The sequence below is a fragment of the Lysinibacillus sp. GW823-FHT02G10 genome, from assembly GCF_058797135.1.
In genome coordinates this window covers 1,465,081-1,485,292 of record NZ_JBXAJI010000001.1, presented here as the reverse complement: position 1 = coordinate 1,485,292, position 20,212 = coordinate 1,465,081, and the positions used below count along the sequence as shown (strand labels likewise).

Genomic DNA, 20,212 nt, shown 5'->3' with positions numbered 1-20,212 from the left:
ACAATTTTATAAAAAGATTAATAATTTAATGATCGTGCCATGATGGGTATATTTAAACCCGAAAAAAACTAATCATCTGTATTTTGGAGAAGCTTTAATACGAATTTCTTTAATGCCATCTGGTAGTACAGGTACTATTTCGGGGGATTTAATCATTTATGCGCCGAATGTAACCCTCTCTTTAGATGGGTTAACCATTGTAGGGAACACAGTAATTGAATAATAACTTCCATGTAAAACCTAAGGAAAAGATTATTCAGACTAAAATCATAAGGAGCTAAACGAATGAAGAAATATGAATGTAATGTCGTTACCAAAATAGCGTTATCATTTTTACTTGTAATCTCTATGATTTCACCTTACTTCACAGTTGTAAAGGCCGAAACGACAGAAGCAATTGGAGTGGGGGAAGCGGTCAATCAATTTGATCCAACCGCAGTAAAGAGTAATGTTACTGTAGAGGGATATATAGTAGGGTTCGCCAAAAGTGAAACTTCTTATTCTGTGATAGCAGATAGTGACACAAATATTGCGATTGCTGATACACCAGATGAAACAGATGTCACGAAAATGCTGTATATTCAATTACCAAGCTCCTATAGAGCCAATTTTGGATTATTTACTAACCCAAGTAATCTTGGGAAAAAAGTTAGAATAACAGGTTCACTGGAAATATATTTTGGCAACCATGCAGGGCTAAAATCACCAACTTCAATGGAGTTTGTTGGGGACGATACTACTGAACCAAATCCTCCCGAGACAGCAACAATTGCCGAAGCTCGTGCAGCTGTTGGAACAGACCGCACAGTTCAAATTCAAGGGACGGTTACGACATTACCTGGTAGCTGGGGAGGCAAGGCCTTCTATGTACAGGATGAGACAGCAGGGGTATATGTCTTCTCTAGTTCTGCAGAAGCAGGGAGCTTAGCTGTTGGAGATATTGTCAGCATCACAGGGAAAACTAGTTTATATAGTGGAGAAGTTCAATTTAATTCACCGACAATTGAACGGATTTCTACAGGGACGGCACCTACACCGCAGACAGTAAATTTACCGATTGCGGATGATAGCACACAAGGAAGATTAATCACACTTGAAAATGTGAAGATTAAAGATTTAGTGCCATCTGGTACGTATGGTACATTTGAATTTAAAGCAGTCGATGCAGCCAATAACGAGCTGTTAATTCGCCATGATAACCGTACAGGCTATCAGTTCTCTCAGTTTGAAGCAGATGGCTTCAATAACAATGATGTCATCACAGTGACAGGGATTGCGTCAATTTTTAACGGGACCTATCAATTAAAAACGTTAAGCGCGGAAAGCTTCCAATTAGTATCAAACTATGAGCCAACACAAGTAGAGAATATTAAGGCTTTACCAGCAACAGGCGAAGTTTATGCAGGAACGAAAGTAACATTATCTACAAATACCCCAAATGCAACCATCTATTACACAATCGATGGTTCTGAACCGTCAGTAGCTAGTGAGGTTTATGATGCAGCAGCGGGGATTGTTGTAAATGAAGCCATGACTATAAAAGCATTTGCTACTGCAACAGGCCTAGACGATAGTGACATTGCTTCCTTTAATTATACAGTTAAAGAAGAGCCAACTGTTATATCCATTACGGAAGCTCGTAATAAAGAAATCGGGCAAACTGTTATCGTATCAGGGATCGTGACAGCAAAATTAGAAACGGCTACAGCACACATTCAAGATGAAGATGGGGCGGCGATAGCCATCTATCCTGTGGATAGTCTTGCCGCAAATGTCGGTGATCGAGTGACGGTGCAAGGACGAGTAGATGAATATAGCGGTCTAAAGCAATTAACGAATATTTCACTTGTTGGTATGCCTGTTCCTTCGACAATACCAGAGCCACATCTTATTAAAAGTAATGAGGTAGCGGAAGACAATGAATCGAAACTAGTTACAATTAAAAATGTTACCGTTACTGGTTCGGGTCAAAACTTTACAGGTACTGACGAAGTAGGCCCATTTGCTATTTACGATAAAACAAGAGATTCTGGTTTAGTGAGTGGAAAAACTTATGGGGAAATTACAGGGATTGTTGGTCAATATACAAACCATCAATTGCTCCCTCTTCGCGTTATTGAAGATGTAACAAAGGTGCAGGATATCAAAGCTTCTCACGTCGGGGGCGTAACAGCTGGCACGAAAGTCTCCCTTTCTACAATGACTGAAGGAGCAACGATTTATTACACAGTGGATGGCTCAACGCCAACAACAGCTAGTGCAAAGTATACAGAGGAAATCCTTGTTAATAAACCAATGACGCTTAAAGCGATTGCAGTGAAAGAAGGTTTAACGAACAGTGCAATTGCTACATTTGTTTATGAAATTATTGATACTAAAAATGCCAAGATTAGCGATATTCAAGGGGCAAGCCATAAATCACCATATGTCGATTTAACAGTAAATGATGTGGCAGGAATTGTAACATTCGTTTTAAATTCAACTAGCTTTATTATGCAAGAAAACGAGTCGTCATTTGATGGCGTAAAATCAACTGCTATCAAAGTAAATAAGACAGGACATAATGTAGCAGTAGGGGACGTTATTAACGTTTCAGGAAATGTAGTAGAGGCAGGTGGCAACTCTCGATTGACAGATACACAAATTGCAGCAACAAATATTACAAAAACAGGTACAGCAGGAATTCCAGAAGCCCTTGTGATAGGGGAGGATCTGTTGCCACCAAATAAAATTATCGATAATGATAGTTTTGCAATTTTTGACCCACAAGAAGATGGCATCGATTTTTGGGAATCTATCGAGTATATGCTGGTATCATTCCCGGATGCGAGAGTAATAGGACCGATTTATAATAACGATTCTCCAATTGTTGTACCGAGCACAACTAATAATACATTCAATGTGAATGGTGGTTTAAATATAGCGGCCGATGATTATAACCCAGAAAAAATTATGCTTGAAGGGGTAGCAGGGAAAAACTATGATTCAGGTGATCGTTTTAATGATGCCCTTATCGGATTTGTAGAGAATTTTACAGATGGCTATCGACTGAACACAAATAAAGTCTTCCCAGAAGTGACAAAAGCGAATCTTCAGCAAGAAGTGACGCATCTTGAACCAGTAGCGGACAAGTTAAATGTCGCTTCCTATAATATCGAAAACTTTTCAAATAATCCTGCCAATACATCAAACGAAAAAGTAGCCAGAATTGCAGGGACATTTGTGAATAATATGAAATCACCAGATATTATTACATTAGTCGAAGTTCAAGATAATGATGGACAAACTGATTCAGGAAATGCGGATGCATCGGAAAGCTATATGCGATTAATTCATGCAATTAAAGCTGCGGGTGGTCCTGCGTATGATTGGATTGATGTCATGCCAATTAACAATACAGTAGGTGGTGCACCTGGCGGTAATATTCGTGTAGGCTACCTATATAATCCAGAACGTGTTTCATTAGTGTCAGGTATAAAAGGAATGGGTGACCAAACCAATACGTGGACAGCAGATGGAAGCCTTACTTTAAATCCTGGCTTTGTTGATCCATCAAAATTTGTAGATACACGAAAACCAATTGCAGCCGAATTTGAATTCCAGAAAGAACGTGTAGTGATTATCGGAGCTCACCTAAATTCTAAAGGTGGAGATGGCTCACTTTGGGGACCAACTCAGCCACCAGTGCTAGAATCAGTAAAGAAACGTATTCAGCTTGCTCAAGCCATCAATGATTTTATCGATGAAGGACTTGCCATTAATCCAGATTTAAATATCATTGTAGCAGGGGACATGAATGACTTTGAATTCACACCAGCTCTTCAAACGTTAAAGGGTGATGTTTTAACGAATATGATAGATAAGGCCCCAGAGCAAGATCGTTTTACGTACTTCTTCCAAGGAAACAATCAAGTGTTGGATCATATTTTAGTTTCGAATAAGCTTGCTGACGTTACAGAAATTGACTTGATTCATATAAATGCGAACTTTACAGAAGCACAAGGCCGTGCATCAGATCATGACCCAGTATTAGTTCAAATTGATTTGAAAGCAGACAATGAGGAAATACCAACACCAATAACACCTGAAAATGTATACAATTTTGATAACTACAAAACAGGTAAACTGATCATGAATCGCCCAAGCATTTCGCTATCGTTAGGGAAAAATACGAATATTAAAAATGGAATTGCGGTATTTAGTGAATATGCTGAATTCCATGGGGAAGGATTTGCGGATAAAACAGTAACGATTAGTCCAAAAAAAGGAAATGCGATTATTGACTTTAAAGGTACGAAAATTGGTGAAATTATTATCGAAGGAAAAAATGTAAAAGAAATACGAAATTTACCTGATGGAGCGACCATTACGTATACTAAAGGGGCTTCGGCAGAGGAAATTGAATTTAAGTAGTATCTAAAAAACAATCCAGCACTAGTCTATATTGATTTGGTGCTGGGTTGTTTGCTAATTAACCTATAACACTGAAAAGTTGTTCATTAATCAAAAAATAACCAAGTGTCCATATGATTACTTGGTTATTTTTTACTTTTTATAAAGCCCATATTAGGAAAAATAAATTTTAAACCGATAATTAAAGCAAAGAACCCTGAAATCCTTAATGTTACATTTGTAAATGTCTCTCCATTTTCAGTGATATTCATTAGTAAACTGCCAAAGGAAATAAAAATAAATCCAATCAAAGCAGAAATATATTTCAATCTATCATCCCCTTATTTAAATAAGCACTAATTTTTACTCCACTCCCAAAGCAGTTTCTTTTTATCAAAGATTAGCATCCAACCTTTCTTTCAATACAATTATTTCAGTTGGAGGTAAATGAGGGACGCATTGTATCTATAAGAGTAACTACTCATGCTTAATGCATAAAACTATTTATAAGTATACCCCACTTAAAAGGATTTATAGAAGTTTAGATGGTAGTGAATATATTAGAAAAATCACTATTTATCTTAACCATCAAGAAAAGGATCCCTCTTTTTTTCAACGTTCCAATTTCCTTAGATCAAAACTCGACCAAATCAATATTTTGTGCAGATGAAAGAATGAATGACTATGGGAAACGAAAAAAGCATTGCAACGAAGCAATGCTAAGTACGTGGAGTTTTTGACAACCTTACTACATTAAAAACAAAGCCTATAACTCCACAAATAAAGAAAATATAGGCTACTAGTATGGACATAACTTCTAAGTTGTTAGTGAATATCCTGTATCCTCCTAAAGTAAATAAAGCCAAACTGCCAACCGAACTAAGTAATATTTTATTTTTGTCAGTCAACACACACACCTCCAAATAATGGTATGTATATAGGTTAACACAAAATGTATTTTTAGTTAACCTATTCTATGTTTATTGGTGAGTGTCATAAAAACAAAGAAACTTTACTGTACACTTTGAATAAAATGTTCAGCAAGGAAGAGGATTCTTGCTGAACATTACTATAAATATAATAATTTTTTTATTAATTAATAAAATTTTGAGGAATACATTCACGAACACCAGAATTTCTCAATGAGTTAAATAAAGCTGCACTGATTCTTAAAATAACAAAGTTATCAGTGCCATTTTCTAATTCATAGATCACAAAGTATGAATTATCGACTGTAAAAATACATTTTCGTTCTAATTCAAATCCAGGTGGTACAGGAGGAAGATTGAAACGTGGTACAACTAAAGGTGTATCTCCTTCATCTCTGATAAAATCAAAAGTTTGTTGGTCAATCTCATAGATATTAACTGGATCAATCTCCACACCTTTTTCTGGAATTGTAATTTCATCTTCAACTAATACGAAAAAGCGTTCGTTTCGAAAATTGAAAAGACCTCTTGCCCCAATTTCAAATGATGCCATTTTATATTCACCTCCAATTCTCTAAATATCTTATTCATATCAAATCCAGTTGTTTGGACATTAAGGAGGGGGGAGTGAAAAATAGTTTCTGGTCTGAAGTCATTAGAAGCTAATTATAGGGTAAGATAGATTTACAATTTCGGATATAAATGGGGATTAACTGGACAATTTGAAGTTCATGTCAGAAAGAAAATGTGCTGGAGAGGTAAATGAATGAATATGGAAAGCCCTATACACTGGTATAGGGCTTTTATAATCTTAACATTAAATTCTAAAGAATCTGTGTTAATTCTGAGTTCACAAACCGTTGGGCAGCAATAATTACACCTGAAGCTGTTCGTCCATAAACGCTATATATTCCACCATTTTGATTTGGAATAATTTCAACTTCATATTGAGCTCCAACTACACCAGGCGTTACAAAGGTAGAACCATTCGCAATAGCGGCAAAAGGAGTTGTTGATAATAATTGTCTTGACCCATCTAGTCGAAAAACTCTTACTACGCCAGTTAATAAACCTCCCGTAAGGTTAAGAATTTTGACACGAACACTAGCTGCATTAGCTGGTTGATTTCCTGTATTTTCAATTGGGCCAGTAGTTAAACTCATTTATTTCACCTCCAAATAAACAAAATTTGTATAATCTGCAGATTATATTTTCATAGTATGAAGTATTCTGTATACTCTCTAGTCTTATTAATCATATCTATAAATTAAAGAAAAGTGTGGATTGGTTTAGTAAGTAATGCGAAGTATGTAAGTGAAGGTTAACCTATATCTCATGACATAGCACCTTAGTAGAACATTGAATAGTGGAGCTATTGAACAATCTGAGGAAAGAAACTAGTGAACTAGTGTCACTGGATTGGTAGTGACTCTAACATGAGAGAGGCCGTGACGGTCAACTAGCACCACAAACGAATAAGGGTGTGAGATACACTCAATTATTAATTTGCAATTAAAGATACATAAAAAAGCCGTAGTGTTTGCAGACGCTACAGCTCGAATTGGTTGATGCCTTTAAAGTCAATCTAGTAAACGTAGTATATCGTAACTTAGGAGGACGAAACTATGTAACAGGGCAAACAACAGTTACAGTTACTAAAGATGGCTGAAACAATCGAGGAAGCAAGGTAGCCAATAACGAAAGCTGATAACAATAGCTAAATTGGAGTAATTGAATCAACATTACCAAAGGCATGTGGTGGCACAACCTTTGTATACAGGAATTACAACGGCGTATATATTCATTAAATTATCGAATTAAGGAAATGGTGCAAAAGCGCATTTCGATAGTGCATGGGGAATGAGAGGTTGAAGTACTTCAGAGATTGCTTGATGGGATAGCATACGCGCTATTGGAAGCTCATGAAATTATCCAGTACGACAACAAATGATGAAGTAGCCGAGAGACTACTTCTTATAAGTTATTTCTAAAAGTATTTTTAAGCGGAATTATTTTAGTATGAGATCTGGATAAACTATGTGCTTTCAAATAAGGTCATTCAGTCTAGAGCTCTTTATTTTTATGCCATTTCATTGGTTTTTTCAATATCCTCTACTTTGATAAACTTTAAGACAACAAACAGGAGAATAAATCCTAATACACCTGCCGTAATATAGCTGGCATGGAGATAATTTTTCATGACAAGTGACATAATAGGAGGACCTGCTGCAACCCCTATAAATCGTGCCGAGCTGTAAAAAGAGGATACGGTTCCTCTTAACTCTTTTCTAATATTGTCAGTAATAATTGTGTCAAGTGCGGGCAATAGTGCACCAATAGCAATCCCCACTATACTCGTAACGACTAATAAAAGAATCAGTTTTTTACTTGTAAACCCAACAAAGACAATACTGACAGACATTGCAATCAAGGAGGCAATGATTATTTTTTTAATCCTTCCTAGGTTTCCTTTAATTTTTCGACCAGATATAAATGAAGCTATACAAAGTAATAAAAGTGGGATGGCCAGGACAAACCCTTTTTTAATCCCTTTTATATCATGAACTTTTTCGAGATTTTCTGATAAGAAAAATAGCATACTAAATAATATGAGCATCACAAGGACCCCGTTAAGGAATACGGTATATAACCATTTTCCTTCCTCCTTGAAAACTTTTTTTGTATTCCGTAAAAACTCTTTGAGCTTCAATGGTTCATCATCATCTTTAGGAGCTTTAACGAAGAAAAAAATTAGTACAATCGAAATCAAACTAAGCGCTGAAATGGAGAAGAAGGGAAGGAACCATAAAAATGCAGCAAATATTGATCCTAAAATGGGACTTAACACTTTCCCAAACGTGTTAGACGTTTCAATTATCCCTAATGTAGAACTTATTTTTTCGTCATCATCCTGGTAAAGATCACCTACAAGAGGCAATACGATCGGCATTGCACCAGCGGCCCCAATTCCCTGAATAATTCTTCCAGCGATAATCATTGCGTAGGGGTCATCCATTTTCCATGAAGCAAATCCAGCAATCAGACCACCGATTAAAGCTAAAATTAAGCTTGGTAATATGACCATTCTTCTGCCGAAGCGGTCCGATAAATAGCCAGCTACGGGGATCAGAAAAATAGCTGCGACTGAATAGCTTGTTATGATCATGCTCGACTGAAATGATGTGATCCCGACCTTATCCTCCAGTATAGGGAGCACGGGAATAAGCATTGAATTTCCAAGTGTCATGATGAGCGGAATAGAAGTCAAACTTACAATACACCAGACACTTACATTAACCTTCTCTTGGTCCATTACCACACCTCGACTAATATTCTTTTAAAAGGTATGGTTTCCTTTCATGTTCATTTTATGCGCTGTCGGTGAGTTTATTGGAATAACACTTGGTAAGCCTGCATCCCAAAGTAGATCCCGAAACCAATCATTAATAAGGCTGAGATAAAAGAGACCGTTTTCAAAAGCTGTATAGATAATAATTTTCGAGCGACACTGGATAAAAAGGCATAAATAAAATCTACAAAAATAATGCCCATCAAAATGGCGATACTCACCAAAATAATTTCATACCCTGTTGAGATACCAGCCGTTTTTGCGAGTATGGAGCCGTATATTCCCAGCCAGAAAAGGATGGTTAGCGGATTCAAAAAAGACATGAAAAATCCAGTCATGAGGGATTGTCTCAGTCGTGTCCTTTTCCCTGTTTTCGAATCCATCTCAATTTTATGTAGCGACAGTAAATTTTCGATACCGGTGTATAAAAGAACAAAACAGCCGAAGGACCAAAGGATTGTTTTTAACCAGATGGAATTGATAAATTGGCCAATTCCAAAATATACGATAAACATATAGATAATGTCAGTCGCTATGGCACCAAGACTAAAAAACCATGCATGAAAAAAGCCATTTTTTAAACCTGTATTCAATAGGACAGTCTTAACAGGTCCAATTGTTGCAGCCATTGATATGCCTAAAAAGATAAAGGTAAATATAGAATCCATAAAATAGCCTCCAATAATCAAATGTAATTGCATTTTATTCGAAGGCAATAACTTTTAGGACAATCTAAAACATGCGGATTTAATATGTCCTTATCGCACGCTAAACTAATTAAATATAGCATATTTATCAAAGAATATAGTTTCGTTTTTGTCTTTAAATTTATCCTTTAAAACAAATAATTCAATCAAATTCGTTCATAATAATGAAAAGGACGTGATGACAATTCTAAACGAGAAGAAGATATCAAAGCTAAAAAATATGTTAATTGAGCAAAAACACTCGCTCCAACGAAGAATGGATACAGATGATGAATATTTAGAACGAGGTAGTTTACGGGATTCTGTTGATGAGTTGTCCACAATCGATAATCATCCAGCAGATCTGGGTACCGAATTATACGAGCGTGAAAAAGATATGGCGTTAAAAGTCCATGACAATGATGAGTTAGCAAAAGTAAATACGGCCTTACAAAAGATTGAGGATGGTACCTATGGTGTATGTGAAGTTTGTCAACAAGATATCCCATATGATCGATTGGTGGCACTGCCTTATACCTCTTTTTGTATTGAACATACTGCAAAAGACGTTCCAACAGATCGACCGGTTGAAGAGCAAGTGATGCTTCCTCCAGTTGACAATTCTTTTGCTGGCCGTGATGACAAGGATGATATTCATGATTATGAAGATATGTTTCAAGTTGTAGCAAAATATGGAACTTCTGAAACACCTTCCGATTTTGAAGGAGATTTTGAAGATTATGATGAATTATATGAAGATCCTGAAGAAATTGCTGTTAATGACGAATGGGATTCATACCATATCTCTGAAACAGATGAATTAACACGTCAAGTTTCCATTCAGGAAGTAGAACACGCGAGAAAGTTTGATTATTTAGAGGATTAAATGTGGGATTCAAAAAGATAGGCGCAATTGTTATAAATGAATGCTTTAATAAAATGTTTTGAACAAATGCAAAACTTGCAGCATGTTTTGTAATAAGAAAAATAGGATGTAAACTCGGAGGTAGGTCATGTGGTATTTTCAATAACCTCAATATTAGGGAAAGACAGACCAACGATCGACCTGCACTCCATAATTCTGTTTGGAGCATGACATATAACGTGGTGTCGCTCTATCACGAGTTACAAGTGAGCTCTTGCCAAGAGGATTACTATAATATTTAAGCTTTCATCTTAGGATGGAGGCTTTTTCTTTTGCTTTGAAAACTGCGTCATACAGCCAAAACACTTCGAGTCGAGAGGTCAGAGTTTGGTGTGGTTTTGAGAGCAAATAATTACCAATGCTTAAAGTTGAAGCTAGTGCTCAGGGAACTTTACTTTCTTATTTGGAAATTCGACCAAATTTTTCTCTCCTTTGATTCGTCGGTGTTCTATGAGCATAGATTATTATTATTGATTCACAACAACTACGTCTAAATGTTATTAGGTGAAAAGATTTACAAGATATTAATATCTAATTAAAAAACAAATGTTATTTTGTTTAAGTAAAAAAATTAATTACCTATAATGAGAGGAGAAGAAATAATGGAAAAAAACATTGAAGTTTTAAGAACAGAAGGGGACATTAATTTAACAAAAACTCGTACTTTATGGCAAGGAAAACACTTGAGCAAAGAATCATTTGAGCTTTTAAACGATGATTCCAAGTATTATTTACATCAATCTCTTTCTACTCCTTGTTTAAATATTATTGAAAAAAGCTATGGAATTTACATAGAGGATATAGATGGAAGAAAGTATATGGATTTTCATGGAAATAATGTTCATCAAATAGGTTATGGTAATGAATATGTTATTCAAGCAGTAAAAGAGCAGTTAGATATCCTTCCATTCTCACCAAGACGTTATACAAATAAAGTTGCGATCCAGCTGGCAAAAAAATTAGTTGATATTGCACCAGAAAGTTTAAATAAAGTACTGTTGACTCCTGGGGGAACTTCAGCTGTTGGAATGGCTTTAAAACTTGTTAGAAAGGTAACAGGCAAATTTAAAACTATTTCTATGTGGGATTCATTTCACGGTGCTTCTTTAGACGCTATTTCAGTTGGAGGAGAAGCACTTTTCCGTAACGGTATGGGTCCTTTAATGCCAGGGAGTCTGCATATAGCTCCTTACAATTCATATCGTGGTTTGTTTGATGATGACAATGGTAGATTTAAATCTCTTGACTATCTTGAGTATATACTTGAAAGAGAAAATGAAATCGGTGCAATTATTTTAGAGCCTGTTCGTTGTACAGACGTGCATATCCCACCAAAAGAGTACTATCAACGTTTACGTAATATTTGTGATAGGAACAATATATTATTGATTTTTGATGAAATTCCAACAGCTTTAGGGCGAACAGGTAAAATGTTCACTTTTGAAAACTTTGGAGTTATTCCAGATATTGTATTATTGGGAAAAGGATTGGGTGGAGGCGTTTTTCCAATGGCAGCGATGCTGGTAAAAGGAGAACTTGATGTTGCCCAAGATATTGCACTTGGTCATTACACTCATGAAAAAAGTTCATTAGGTTGTGCAGCAGCATTGGCTACTCTTAATTATATCGAGGAGTTTAAATTAATTGATAAGGCTAATCAATTAGGAAATTATATGAGGATACGTCTTGAAAAGATGCAAGAACAGTATGAAATTATAGGTGATGTTCGAGGAATCGGTCTTTTATACGGAGTAGAATTAGTATTAAACCGAAATTCGAAAGAAAAAGCTATATCTGAAGCAGAGCAAGTAATGTATAAATGTATGGAAAAGGGATTAAGCTTTAAAGTATCCCAAGGAAATGTGCTTACTCTCACTCCACCACTTATCATTAAGGAACATGAATTAGAACTGGCTATGGATATTTTAGAACAATCTATCCAGGAGATTTTAGGACAGTAATATAGATTTATGAAGAATTTATACAATTTACTAGACTGAAGCAACTAAACATCTCATATGAGGTGTTTTTATTATATAAAGAAACTTGATGTAAACATTCCAAAACAAACAAATGACGATGGAGGTGGGGTGTTCAAGGCTGTTCTTGCAGTTATAAGTGAAAATAGTGTATTATAGCTTTCATGTTGTAAATAAAAAGGACGGATGTAATGAAATATAATAAGACAGTTATGCTAAAGCTTATAAATGAACATCGAACATTGCATGATGAATTAAAAAAGCTAAAATCTGAAATGGGTTTAGAGAAAAATTTCGCAGTAAAGGCATTGTATCATTCATTTGTTGCAGAAGATGGTCCTTATATGAAAGAATATCAGGATTTAGAGCGATTACAATAAATGTAGTGCCACTAACAAAATTGTTGGCAAGATAAGTAATAATTTTTAGTCCGAGAATTTAATACTAAGTTTGTGATTGAGCCATTCATTTTGAGTGGCTTTTTATTCTGTTTTTTTACTGGCAGACGCTATAAAGAACGATAGGAAATACACGTTTGAACAGTTTAGGGATTCTTACAGATCACTAAATTGGGCAAGCAGGAAAATACAAAAGAATAAATACTTGAAATGTATGAAAATGAAAAGGGTAACCGCCTAAAAGTTGAAAGGGAATTGGAAAACCTTAAAACAATGATTGGCTATGCGAAAACGCAGATGCAAGGAGCATTGAACTCAATTGGTTAATCGATTATTAGAAAGATATTGTTCAGTAACTTGAGTGGATATAGAAGGAAAGCAGAAAGACAATAATCAGATACAAGGAACAGAAATAAGGCACATATACTACCCTATTTTCCTACAGGTTAGTAAAAAACACCAACTAAAAGAGATTAGTCAGTGTTTCGTGTTTTATTTATATAAGAAACTCTAGTTTATTTTCTACAAGAGTCTGAAATCTATCCATAAATAGAGCTGCATGGTAACCATCGCAGACAGAATGATGAACCTGCAAGGATAAAGGTAAATAAATATTACTAGTTTTATTGATAAACCTACCTGCAGTGATTATCGGCAAACAATAATTTGGGCTATTATTCACGTTTAAGTTAAAACCAGTAAAAGAAGTCCATGGAATCATAGAAATATTGACGACATTTTCAGGTATCGGTGTTTTAGGAAACAGTTTTCCTGTACCATTGTACTTCTCTGTATCGGAAATATAGTTCTCATAAAACTTTTTAAAACCTTCATCTGTATTTGTATAAATGGCTGAAAATAACTCTGATGTCTTATCAAAGATAGTATACATTGGGACTACCTTATCCCAGTAGCCAAACTCTCCAGCAGAATTAAAGTTCATTCTAAAATGTTTATTTGAATTTGCCACGTGAGTAATTAAAAAGATGAATACAGGATAGAATTTATATCCCTTATCTTTTGTAATTTTATAAAGTTCAGTAATATCAATATTTCTGGTGATGCTAAAGCTCGTTTGTTGATTTAAGAAATGATTAAAAATTTCTTTTCGTTCCCAATTATTAATATCAATTTTATTGAATTTCATCTTATAAAGCCTCCTAAAATTTAAAATCTAGATAATTTTAGGAAGCTAATTTGACTGCTTTTTTCATAAGATCATTCCTTTAATTTTATATAAGTTAATCTTAACATATTATTACGGTTTCGATTATTAATTTAGATTAGCATAGCGAGCTTAAACTGCTAATCAAAAAACTACTGCACAATATGAGAAATCGTCTTCAGGAAGGGCATCTTTGAAAAATTCTAATATTTCTTCGCCGAAAAATACAATAAATAGTAGTATTAGTACAATTAAAACGGCTCACTAAAGTCTGGATGTCATCACTTGATACAAGGGTTAGTAAGTCACATAGAAAGCTAGATGGTCAGAAAGCTGATAATGAAGGCTACTAACATTATGGTATGGGGCATTGCATCGATGGATAGTCAGTGTCGCTGGCACAAAATATATATGGAATGGCAAGTTACCAGAGTATCGATGAGGCAGAGACTACATGGACGATACCTACCAAAAGCAATCGGCTGTTCGTATTGATGCTTATATGTCTGATTTAGGGTTAAATTACAAACAAGCCTTTAATAAGGCGTACAAAGAGGTGAAGCCTCCAAGTGTTGTAGTACCATTCGTAAGTTACGAGGAATGGAGTCAACAATTTAGGATAGGAAGTAGTCATTCCTAGGAATAAGTTTTTAGATATTTATGTTAAAAACGATATTGAAAATTAACACTTAAAATCGTAAAGACATGTTGGAAATGGTAAGCTTGACATAACAGAAATATAGTAACTATTTCGTACTGTATTGTTAAAAAACAAAATGTAACTTCTTAGCTTAGGAAAGGATGTGTGATATATGGACAAAAGAAATTCAATAATGGAAACATATTTTAATACAAAGGATATTGCTAAACGTAATGTATTATTAAAACAATTAGTATTTGACTTGCCTGAGAACGGAAAGGACTTTTTTCTCAAAGTATATAAAAAAGAGAGATATTTGGATATGCGGCTAACTGCGATTAGAGGATATGCTGCCTATGCAAGCGAAGAAGAAGTTGCGATTTTAATGAAAAAGATGTTGGAAATCTTAAAAAGGCGACCAGAAAGTACACCATATAATTATCAGGAATACGAAATCTTGCGTTCATCTTTTCTAATACCTTATTTATTGGAAAAATATCAATATGACTGTTTCAAAAAATTTAATGAACAGTTAAAAAAACAGTACGACGCTATGCCTGAAGTTTTCAAAGGAATTTTTACATGTGACGATAAAGGGGAACATATTCAACTAATTTCCCCAGCAGTAGTACGGAAAAAGATTGAAGATTTCATGCAAAGTGAAGGATGTATCTAATGGATTTTGCACCCAAATGATATATTGGAGATTTATGGATTTTTTCCTGTATTAGTCTATTAGCTATTGTAATTTATATCATCTCGCATTGCACATTCAACCTTTGCAAAGAAGGAAGATTGGGTAGGAAAGCTGTTAACAAGTGTGTTTGCTAATATAGGTATGTTTACTTTTGTCATGGGTCTATTTAGAAGGATGGAAAAGAGCGAGTGAATTGCTGTCATATGTAAATGTATTAATTGCTATAGGTTCATTCGCAATGATGTTTTTTATTGCCTTTTTTATAATTTTTGGATAGTCAATAAAATAATAAATGAATAAAAGACAACTCTGTGTGTGAACTGCCCCGTAAAGTTAGATTGATGTTTAACTTTTACGGGGCAGTTCTAATAAAGTGATGAGTGGTTTTTCTCAATCATATTTATCGAAAACTTATAAACTAAAACTTTTTTTGCTTCGAATTCCATTGTTAAAAAAAATTACATTTTTGATTTCCAGCACCTGCCCAGTATCTTTTATTTTTAAATTTTTGTATCCCAGTGTACCCCAAATAAATGGGGCACAACGGGTAAAAACGGAAACCAACATTTTTTACTAAATATTTTTCTGAATCTAATTTCAAATTTTTTTAAATTACAATTTATTAACTTTTTCTAATCAGTAGAGCAAAAACCCCACCAAATCAACACTTTTGCGCTATAATGTAGGACGAGGTGAAGAAAATGTTTGTGAGTGAAAAACAGATTGAAATACGGTATGCAGAGACCGACCAAATGGGCGTGGTGTACCATGCAAACTATATTATTTGGATGGAAAAAAGAATAAAACGTTGATATATAAGGGAGGGGAGGGGTCACAGTAAAAGCGAACCCCAAAAAGTACCCCAATTTGATGAAATATTGCTATTAACTTATATTTCATCCATTTGCAAACTGATTCATTAAATCAATGGATTTAATTTCATCTTTCTCAAATGAATGTACATATACTTTTAATATAGTATTTGGGTTATCTCCAAGTATTTTTGCCACTGTAACAAGTGTTTCACCGCGCGCCAGTAAAATAGAAGCAACTGTATGTCTTAATCCATGTGGAGATATTCTTCTTAAGTTATATTTAGTACAAATCATGTCTAACGCATCTTCAACATAAGTTAATCCGATTGGGTTGCAACCTTGTCTTGAAATAAAAACAAAATCCTCGTCTTTATGCTGCATACTGTTTTCCCATTTCTTCTTTATACACCAGGCTTTATAAATTTTTAACTGCGAATATAATTCATTATTCATACTAACTTTACGGTAACCGTTATCGCTTTTTGGCGGTCCAAGCCCTGTTCTTGTTCGAGCTTTGTTAATCGTAATAGACTTTGTTTTAAAATCAAGGTCATTCCATGTTAACCCCATCATTTCGCCTTTACGCATTCCGGTCATTGCTAAAGTAAGAATAGCAGTATATCTAGTAGTAGGATCGTTATCTTTCACGCATGATAGAAAAGTTTTTAATTCTTCCTCAGTATAAAAATTTTCTTTATCTCCAGTGGGTGCAGCGCTAAAATCCATCTTCTTAAAACGATCTTTCGGTAGGATTTCTTCCTCTACAGCGTAAGATACAGCAGACTTGAAAACTCTAAATATCCCTTGAATGGTTGCACGTTTTAACTTAAAAGAGACTAACTTATCAATTAATTCCCTTTGAAGAGTCATTTTTGTGAGTTTTTGTAATTTGTGATGGCCGATAAGTGGTTTTATATGATTTTTATATGACTCTTGATAATGTATATACGTACCAGGACGCCATACACTTTTCTTCATATCAAACCAAATGTCCATCCATTGAGCAACCGTTAAATTTGCATTTTCTACATATCTATCATTTCCGTCTAATACATTTGCTTTAACTTCAATCAAAGCACGCTCAGCTGCTTGTTCAGTATCAAAACCTTGTTGAGATTTTTCTTTTCGCTTTCCAAATCTATCGTAGTATTTGTAACGAAAGGCGAACTTCTTTTCATTTTCTGAATCCTTGTACCAGTAAATACAGTCTTTTTTTGTATTATAAAATTTTTTTCTAACCATAGTTGATTTCCTCCGATTAGCACGAGCAGGTACAAAAATGAGGAAAATCTTTGGCATCACTCCTTTCAAAATAGGAATATATGTTCTTTTTTTGGGTATTAAAATAGCTCCTTATACTTCAACTTTACCAGCTCTACTGGTACTTGATGTATAGAAGCTATATCATATATAGTCATCTGATCGTATGATTTAAATAGATCTTCATCTGGAATTAATAATTCAGCTGCAAAACGGTTAGCTTCTCGTTCTATTTTATCCACAGAAAACAAAGTATTTTGGCGCATGAAAGGGGTGTTTAATCTAGGGTGTAAAGATGCATGGCCTAGTTCATGCGCACAAACTAATAATTTAAGTTGGTCATCAAGGTTACAATTAATAACTATATATTGGTTACGTCGATCATATTTGTAATAACCCCGGATTTCTTCATGTAAATTATGAAACAGGACATGTATATTTAAATATTCAGCCAAATCATATGGACAATCTGTTTTAAATTTTTGTTTAAGGAATATCACTTTTTCTCTAATCCACATGTAATCACTTCTCTTTTTCTATCTTTCGCATGCCCAGCCGTCTTTGTCACGATCGTGTTTAGAAGCGTAAGCAGGGTGGTCTTGGCCTACACCTGAAGGATATACTTTTCTTAACTCTGTGCAATTTTTATAATATTCATATCCACCACCAGAAGAAGTTGTGGATGTTGTATTGGTAGTATCGCTAGAGTTGTTAGTTGTAGTTACCGTTGGGGGTGAATCTAAGTCCCCTTTAGTTGTACCTTCGGCACCATAAGCCCATAAACCTTTATTTTGATTACGTGCTTCACTCGCAAAAGTAACAAAATATTCACTGTAAGTCACGTCTGGATTGTAAGTAGAAGGTTCTGCATAACCATCAAGTACTAGCTTTGCATTGAACATTTTTGATCGAATTTCAATTTCGTTATTTATATCACTTGGTATATCAGTCCAAACTAACCTTAAAAGTCTGCCGTATTGATCTGTTTCAGATACATCCTTTTGTAAGTAAACTTGCTTACCTTCTAAATGAGATTTAGTAAAATCACTCGCTTCTGTTCCATAGGTTTCAGTTCTAGTAGTAGACTCTGGTGTATTAACTCCAATTAATCGAACTTTATTTCCATCTGATAGTTCAACGGTGTCACCATCAACTACTCTTGAAACTGTAGCAGTTACTAACCCTAGGTTAGATAATTTTTCTATTAATTGTTGTTCTTCTTCGGCTTTTTTCTTTTCTTGCTCCTGTTTTTTGATTTCTTCTGATGATGGTTTATTATCAGCGGCGATAACAGGTAAACTTTCTTTTGTATTGTCATCTTTAGCTACTTTTTCAATTGAGACTGTATCTTTCTCTTTTTCTACTACTTCTGTTGTAGGTTCTGTGAGAATAATTGCAGTAATCCAACAAAAAGCAAAGCCAGCTGCTATTATAAGTCCTGGTCTCGAGAATGTAACTTTTCCTTTATTTTGTTGAATTTTTTGATATGTTCCAAATACTATTAATATAATTCCAATCCAAACAATAGGCGATACTCCTACTAAACTAAGTGTTACTAAAGAGAAGAACAGTAATAGGATCCATTTTATTGCTTTCATTATGCACCTCAAGACTTCAGTATTTTTTCTTTTTCAATTAAAAATTCTTCTTCTGTTAGAATACCTTGTTCTTTTAATTTAGCTATTTTTTCTAGAGTAGCATATTTATCAACATTTTTAGATTTTGTAGAAGGATTCCTACTAATAGATGCATTTCTTAATAGATTAATTTGTTTTGTGACAACATCAACAAATTGATTAAAACGATCATTCGAAATAATATCATCAAACCTTTTACGACTTCTTCCCATATCAATATAAATAACTTTTTCATTAAAACGTTCTGTTGCTTGCCCTATACCATTCATTTTTCTGTAATCGAATTCTTCAATGAATTGTCCATACCCAGCACCAGAAGAAACAAATACTAGTCGTTGATCAGTAGCAATTAACAACCCTTTTATTTCTCGTTTTTTTGTTTTGTCATATTCAGCTTTTATAGAATGTAAAACCTCTTCATTTGGCTGCAAGACAAAACTTTCAAAATAGTGAATGGTTCCTTTAAGTAAAGAGAAATCTAAGCCTGTTCCAAAGCCAAGTCCAATGTATTTTTCTTGTAATGCTTTTTCTTGAGATTTTTTTGCATCACGTTCACGCTGTTTTTCTTCAAACTCTTGTTTACGTAATTCCTCTTGTCTCTTCTTTTCTTCTTGTTTTTCCATCTTTTTAATACGATCAGCCTCAAGTTCCTCGGGTGTTTTATCTTGTGTTCCTAATAGTTTTTTTAAGAAACTCATATGCCCAACCCCTCCATAAAAGTATAAATATTACAATGATAATTGTTAAAAAAAGGCCATTATCGCCTTTTATTTTTTATACTTGCCAGGTGTGTACTTTTTATTTATGCGCTGCGTTTGTCTAAAAATATGTTCCATTGATTCAATTAGTGATTCTTTAGCCTCCTCGGACATTGGTTCGCCATCAAAAGCAAGACCATCACTGTTTTCAATTTCTTGGCGAAATTTTTCTAAACGTTTAGCGATGTCGTTTTCATCTTTCTGCAAGGGCATTTCATCTTTAATAAAAATTTCAGATGTTTTCCCTAATATGTAATCACTAGAACAAGACAATACTTCTGATAATCTCGCAATATCATCCGCACTTGGTTCTGTATAACCACGTTCCCAATTTGAAATAACTTGAGGGGATACAGAGATTTTATCAGCGAGTTGTTGCTGTGTATAATGTGCATTTTTCCGGAGTTCTTTTATGCGAGAACCTATTATATCACTCATCTAAACACCTCTTTTCTATAATTGAAGAATACCCAAAACTAACGGAATTTGATATGTTATTAACGGAATTTGAGAAAAATAATATAAAAATAGTTGACATTAACGGATTTCGTTAGTATATTGTTATCAACGGATTACGTTAGT

18 protein-coding genes are annotated in these 20,212 nt (G+C 34.5%); 7 read left to right on the top strand and 11 right to left on the bottom strand.

Annotated elements, in window-relative coordinates; translation table 11 throughout:
• Positions 1-285: 285 nt before the first annotated feature.
• Positions 286-4,413, top strand: a complete 4,128-nt coding sequence (locus tag AC1RFD_RS07795) for a chitobiase/beta-hexosaminidase C-terminal domain-containing protein (protein ID WP_492474777.1) — start codon at positions 286-288, stop codon at positions 4,411-4,413.
• A gap of 125 nt (positions 4,414-4,538) precedes the next feature.
• Here AC1RFD_RS07795 and AC1RFD_RS07790 read toward each other — a convergent pair whose 3' ends face one another.
• The 3 genes from AC1RFD_RS07790 to AC1RFD_RS07780 form a co-directional block, all read right to left on the bottom strand.
• A complete protein-coding gene (locus AC1RFD_RS07790; protein ID WP_269898312.1) occupies positions 4,539-4,721 on the bottom strand; it encodes a hypothetical protein in 183 nt (60 codons plus the stop codon).
• A 763-nt stretch (positions 4,722-5,484) separates the two neighbouring features.
• Complete coding sequence (locus AC1RFD_RS07785) at positions 5,485-5,874, bottom strand: hypothetical protein (RefSeq protein WP_048392570.1); 390 nt, start codon at positions 5,872-5,874, stop codon at positions 5,485-5,487.
• A 271-nt stretch (positions 5,875-6,145) separates the two neighbouring features.
• Entirely contained in the window at positions 6,146-6,484 is a 339-nt protein-coding gene (locus tag AC1RFD_RS07780) for a hypothetical protein (RefSeq protein WP_048392571.1), read from the bottom strand.
• Positions 6,485-6,861: 377 nt separating this feature from the next.
• Here AC1RFD_RS07780 and AC1RFD_RS07775 point away from each other — a divergent pair, with 377 nt between their 5' ends.
• Positions 6,862-6,990, top strand: coding sequence for a hypothetical protein (locus AC1RFD_RS07775; protein WP_279495212.1), 129 nt, complete (start codon positions 6,862-6,864; stop codon positions 6,988-6,990).
• A 411-nt stretch (positions 6,991-7,401) separates the two neighbouring features.
• On the opposite strand, the gene AC1RFD_RS07770 is transcribed toward AC1RFD_RS07775, so the two are convergent.
• Both AC1RFD_RS07770 and AC1RFD_RS07765 read right to left on the bottom strand, forming a co-directional pair.
• Positions 7,402-8,634 carry an MFS transporter gene (locus AC1RFD_RS07770; RefSeq protein ID WP_103118267.1) on the bottom strand — a complete coding sequence of 411 codons (1,233 nt, stop codon included), beginning with the start codon at positions 8,632-8,634 and terminating at the stop codon, positions 7,402-7,404.
• Between the two features lie 74 nt (positions 8,635-8,708).
• Complete coding sequence (locus tag AC1RFD_RS07765) at positions 8,709-9,338, bottom strand: LysE family translocator (RefSeq protein WP_048392575.1); 630 nt, start codon at positions 9,336-9,338, stop codon at positions 8,709-8,711.
• A 223-nt stretch (positions 9,339-9,561) separates the two neighbouring features.
• Here AC1RFD_RS07765 and AC1RFD_RS07760 point away from each other — a divergent pair, with 223 nt between their 5' ends.
• The 3 genes from AC1RFD_RS07760 (at position 9,562) to AC1RFD_RS07750 (ending at position 12,640) form a co-directional block, all read left to right on the top strand.
• The gene (locus AC1RFD_RS07760; protein WP_103119087.1) at positions 9,562-10,242 is read left to right on the top strand and encodes a TraR/DksA C4-type zinc finger protein; all 681 of its coding nucleotides are present in this window, start codon (positions 9,562-9,564) and stop codon (positions 10,240-10,242) included.
• A 641-nt stretch (positions 10,243-10,883) separates the two neighbouring features.
• Complete coding sequence (gene pbfA, locus AC1RFD_RS07755; RefSeq protein ID WP_054550361.1) at positions 10,884-12,242, top strand: (R)-1-hydroxy-2-aminoethylphosphonate ammonia-lyase; 1,359 nt, start codon at positions 10,884-10,886, stop codon at positions 12,240-12,242.
• 209 nt (positions 12,243-12,451) lie between these two features.
• Positions 12,452-12,640: a hypothetical protein gene (locus AC1RFD_RS07750; protein WP_054550360.1), complete on the top strand. Its 189-nt coding sequence runs from the start codon at positions 12,452-12,454 to the stop codon at positions 12,638-12,640.
• Between the two features lie 514 nt (positions 12,641-13,154).
• On the opposite strand, the gene catA is transcribed toward AC1RFD_RS07750, so the two are convergent.
• A complete protein-coding gene (catA, locus tag AC1RFD_RS07745) occupies positions 13,155-13,805 on the bottom strand; it encodes a type A chloramphenicol O-acetyltransferase (RefSeq protein ID WP_054550359.1) in 651 nt (216 codons plus the stop codon).
• Between the two features lie 472 nt (positions 13,806-14,277).
• Between catA and AC1RFD_RS07740 the strand changes: the two genes are divergently transcribed.
• Entirely contained in the window at positions 14,278-14,463 is a 186-nt protein-coding gene (locus AC1RFD_RS07740) for a hypothetical protein (protein WP_387254393.1), read from the top strand.
• Positions 14,464-14,635: 172 nt separating this feature from the next.
• Positions 14,636-15,139, top strand: coding sequence for a hypothetical protein (locus tag AC1RFD_RS07735; protein ID WP_115673270.1), 504 nt, complete (start codon positions 14,636-14,638; stop codon positions 15,137-15,139).
• A gap of 917 nt (positions 15,140-16,056) precedes the next feature.
• On the opposite strand, the gene AC1RFD_RS07730 is transcribed toward AC1RFD_RS07735, so the two are convergent.
• The 5 genes from AC1RFD_RS07730 to AC1RFD_RS07710 form a co-directional block, all read right to left on the bottom strand.
• Positions 16,057-17,217, bottom strand: a complete 1,161-nt coding sequence (locus AC1RFD_RS07730) for a site-specific integrase (RefSeq protein ID WP_492474776.1) — start codon at positions 17,215-17,217, stop codon at positions 16,057-16,059.
• 98 nt (positions 17,218-17,315) lie between these two features.
• On the bottom strand, positions 17,316-17,753 hold the full coding sequence (locus AC1RFD_RS07725) for an ImmA/IrrE family metallo-endopeptidase (RefSeq protein WP_333880346.1): 438 nt from the start codon (positions 17,751-17,753) through the stop codon (positions 17,316-17,318).
• Between the two features lie 18 nt (positions 17,754-17,771).
• The gene (locus AC1RFD_RS07720; protein WP_492474775.1) at positions 17,772-18,833 is read right to left on the bottom strand and encodes a thermonuclease family protein; all 1,062 of its coding nucleotides are present in this window, start codon (positions 18,831-18,833) and stop codon (positions 17,772-17,774) included.
• A gap of 8 nt (positions 18,834-18,841) precedes the next feature.
• Positions 18,842-19,570: a PH domain-containing protein gene (locus AC1RFD_RS07715; RefSeq protein ID WP_492474774.1), complete on the bottom strand. Its 729-nt coding sequence runs from the start codon at positions 19,568-19,570 to the stop codon at positions 18,842-18,844.
• Positions 19,571-19,639: 69 nt separating this feature from the next.
• Positions 19,640-20,068, bottom strand: coding sequence for a helix-turn-helix domain-containing protein (locus AC1RFD_RS07710; RefSeq protein WP_492474773.1), 429 nt, complete (start codon positions 20,066-20,068; stop codon positions 19,640-19,642).
• Positions 20,069-20,212: the final 144 nt, after the last annotated feature.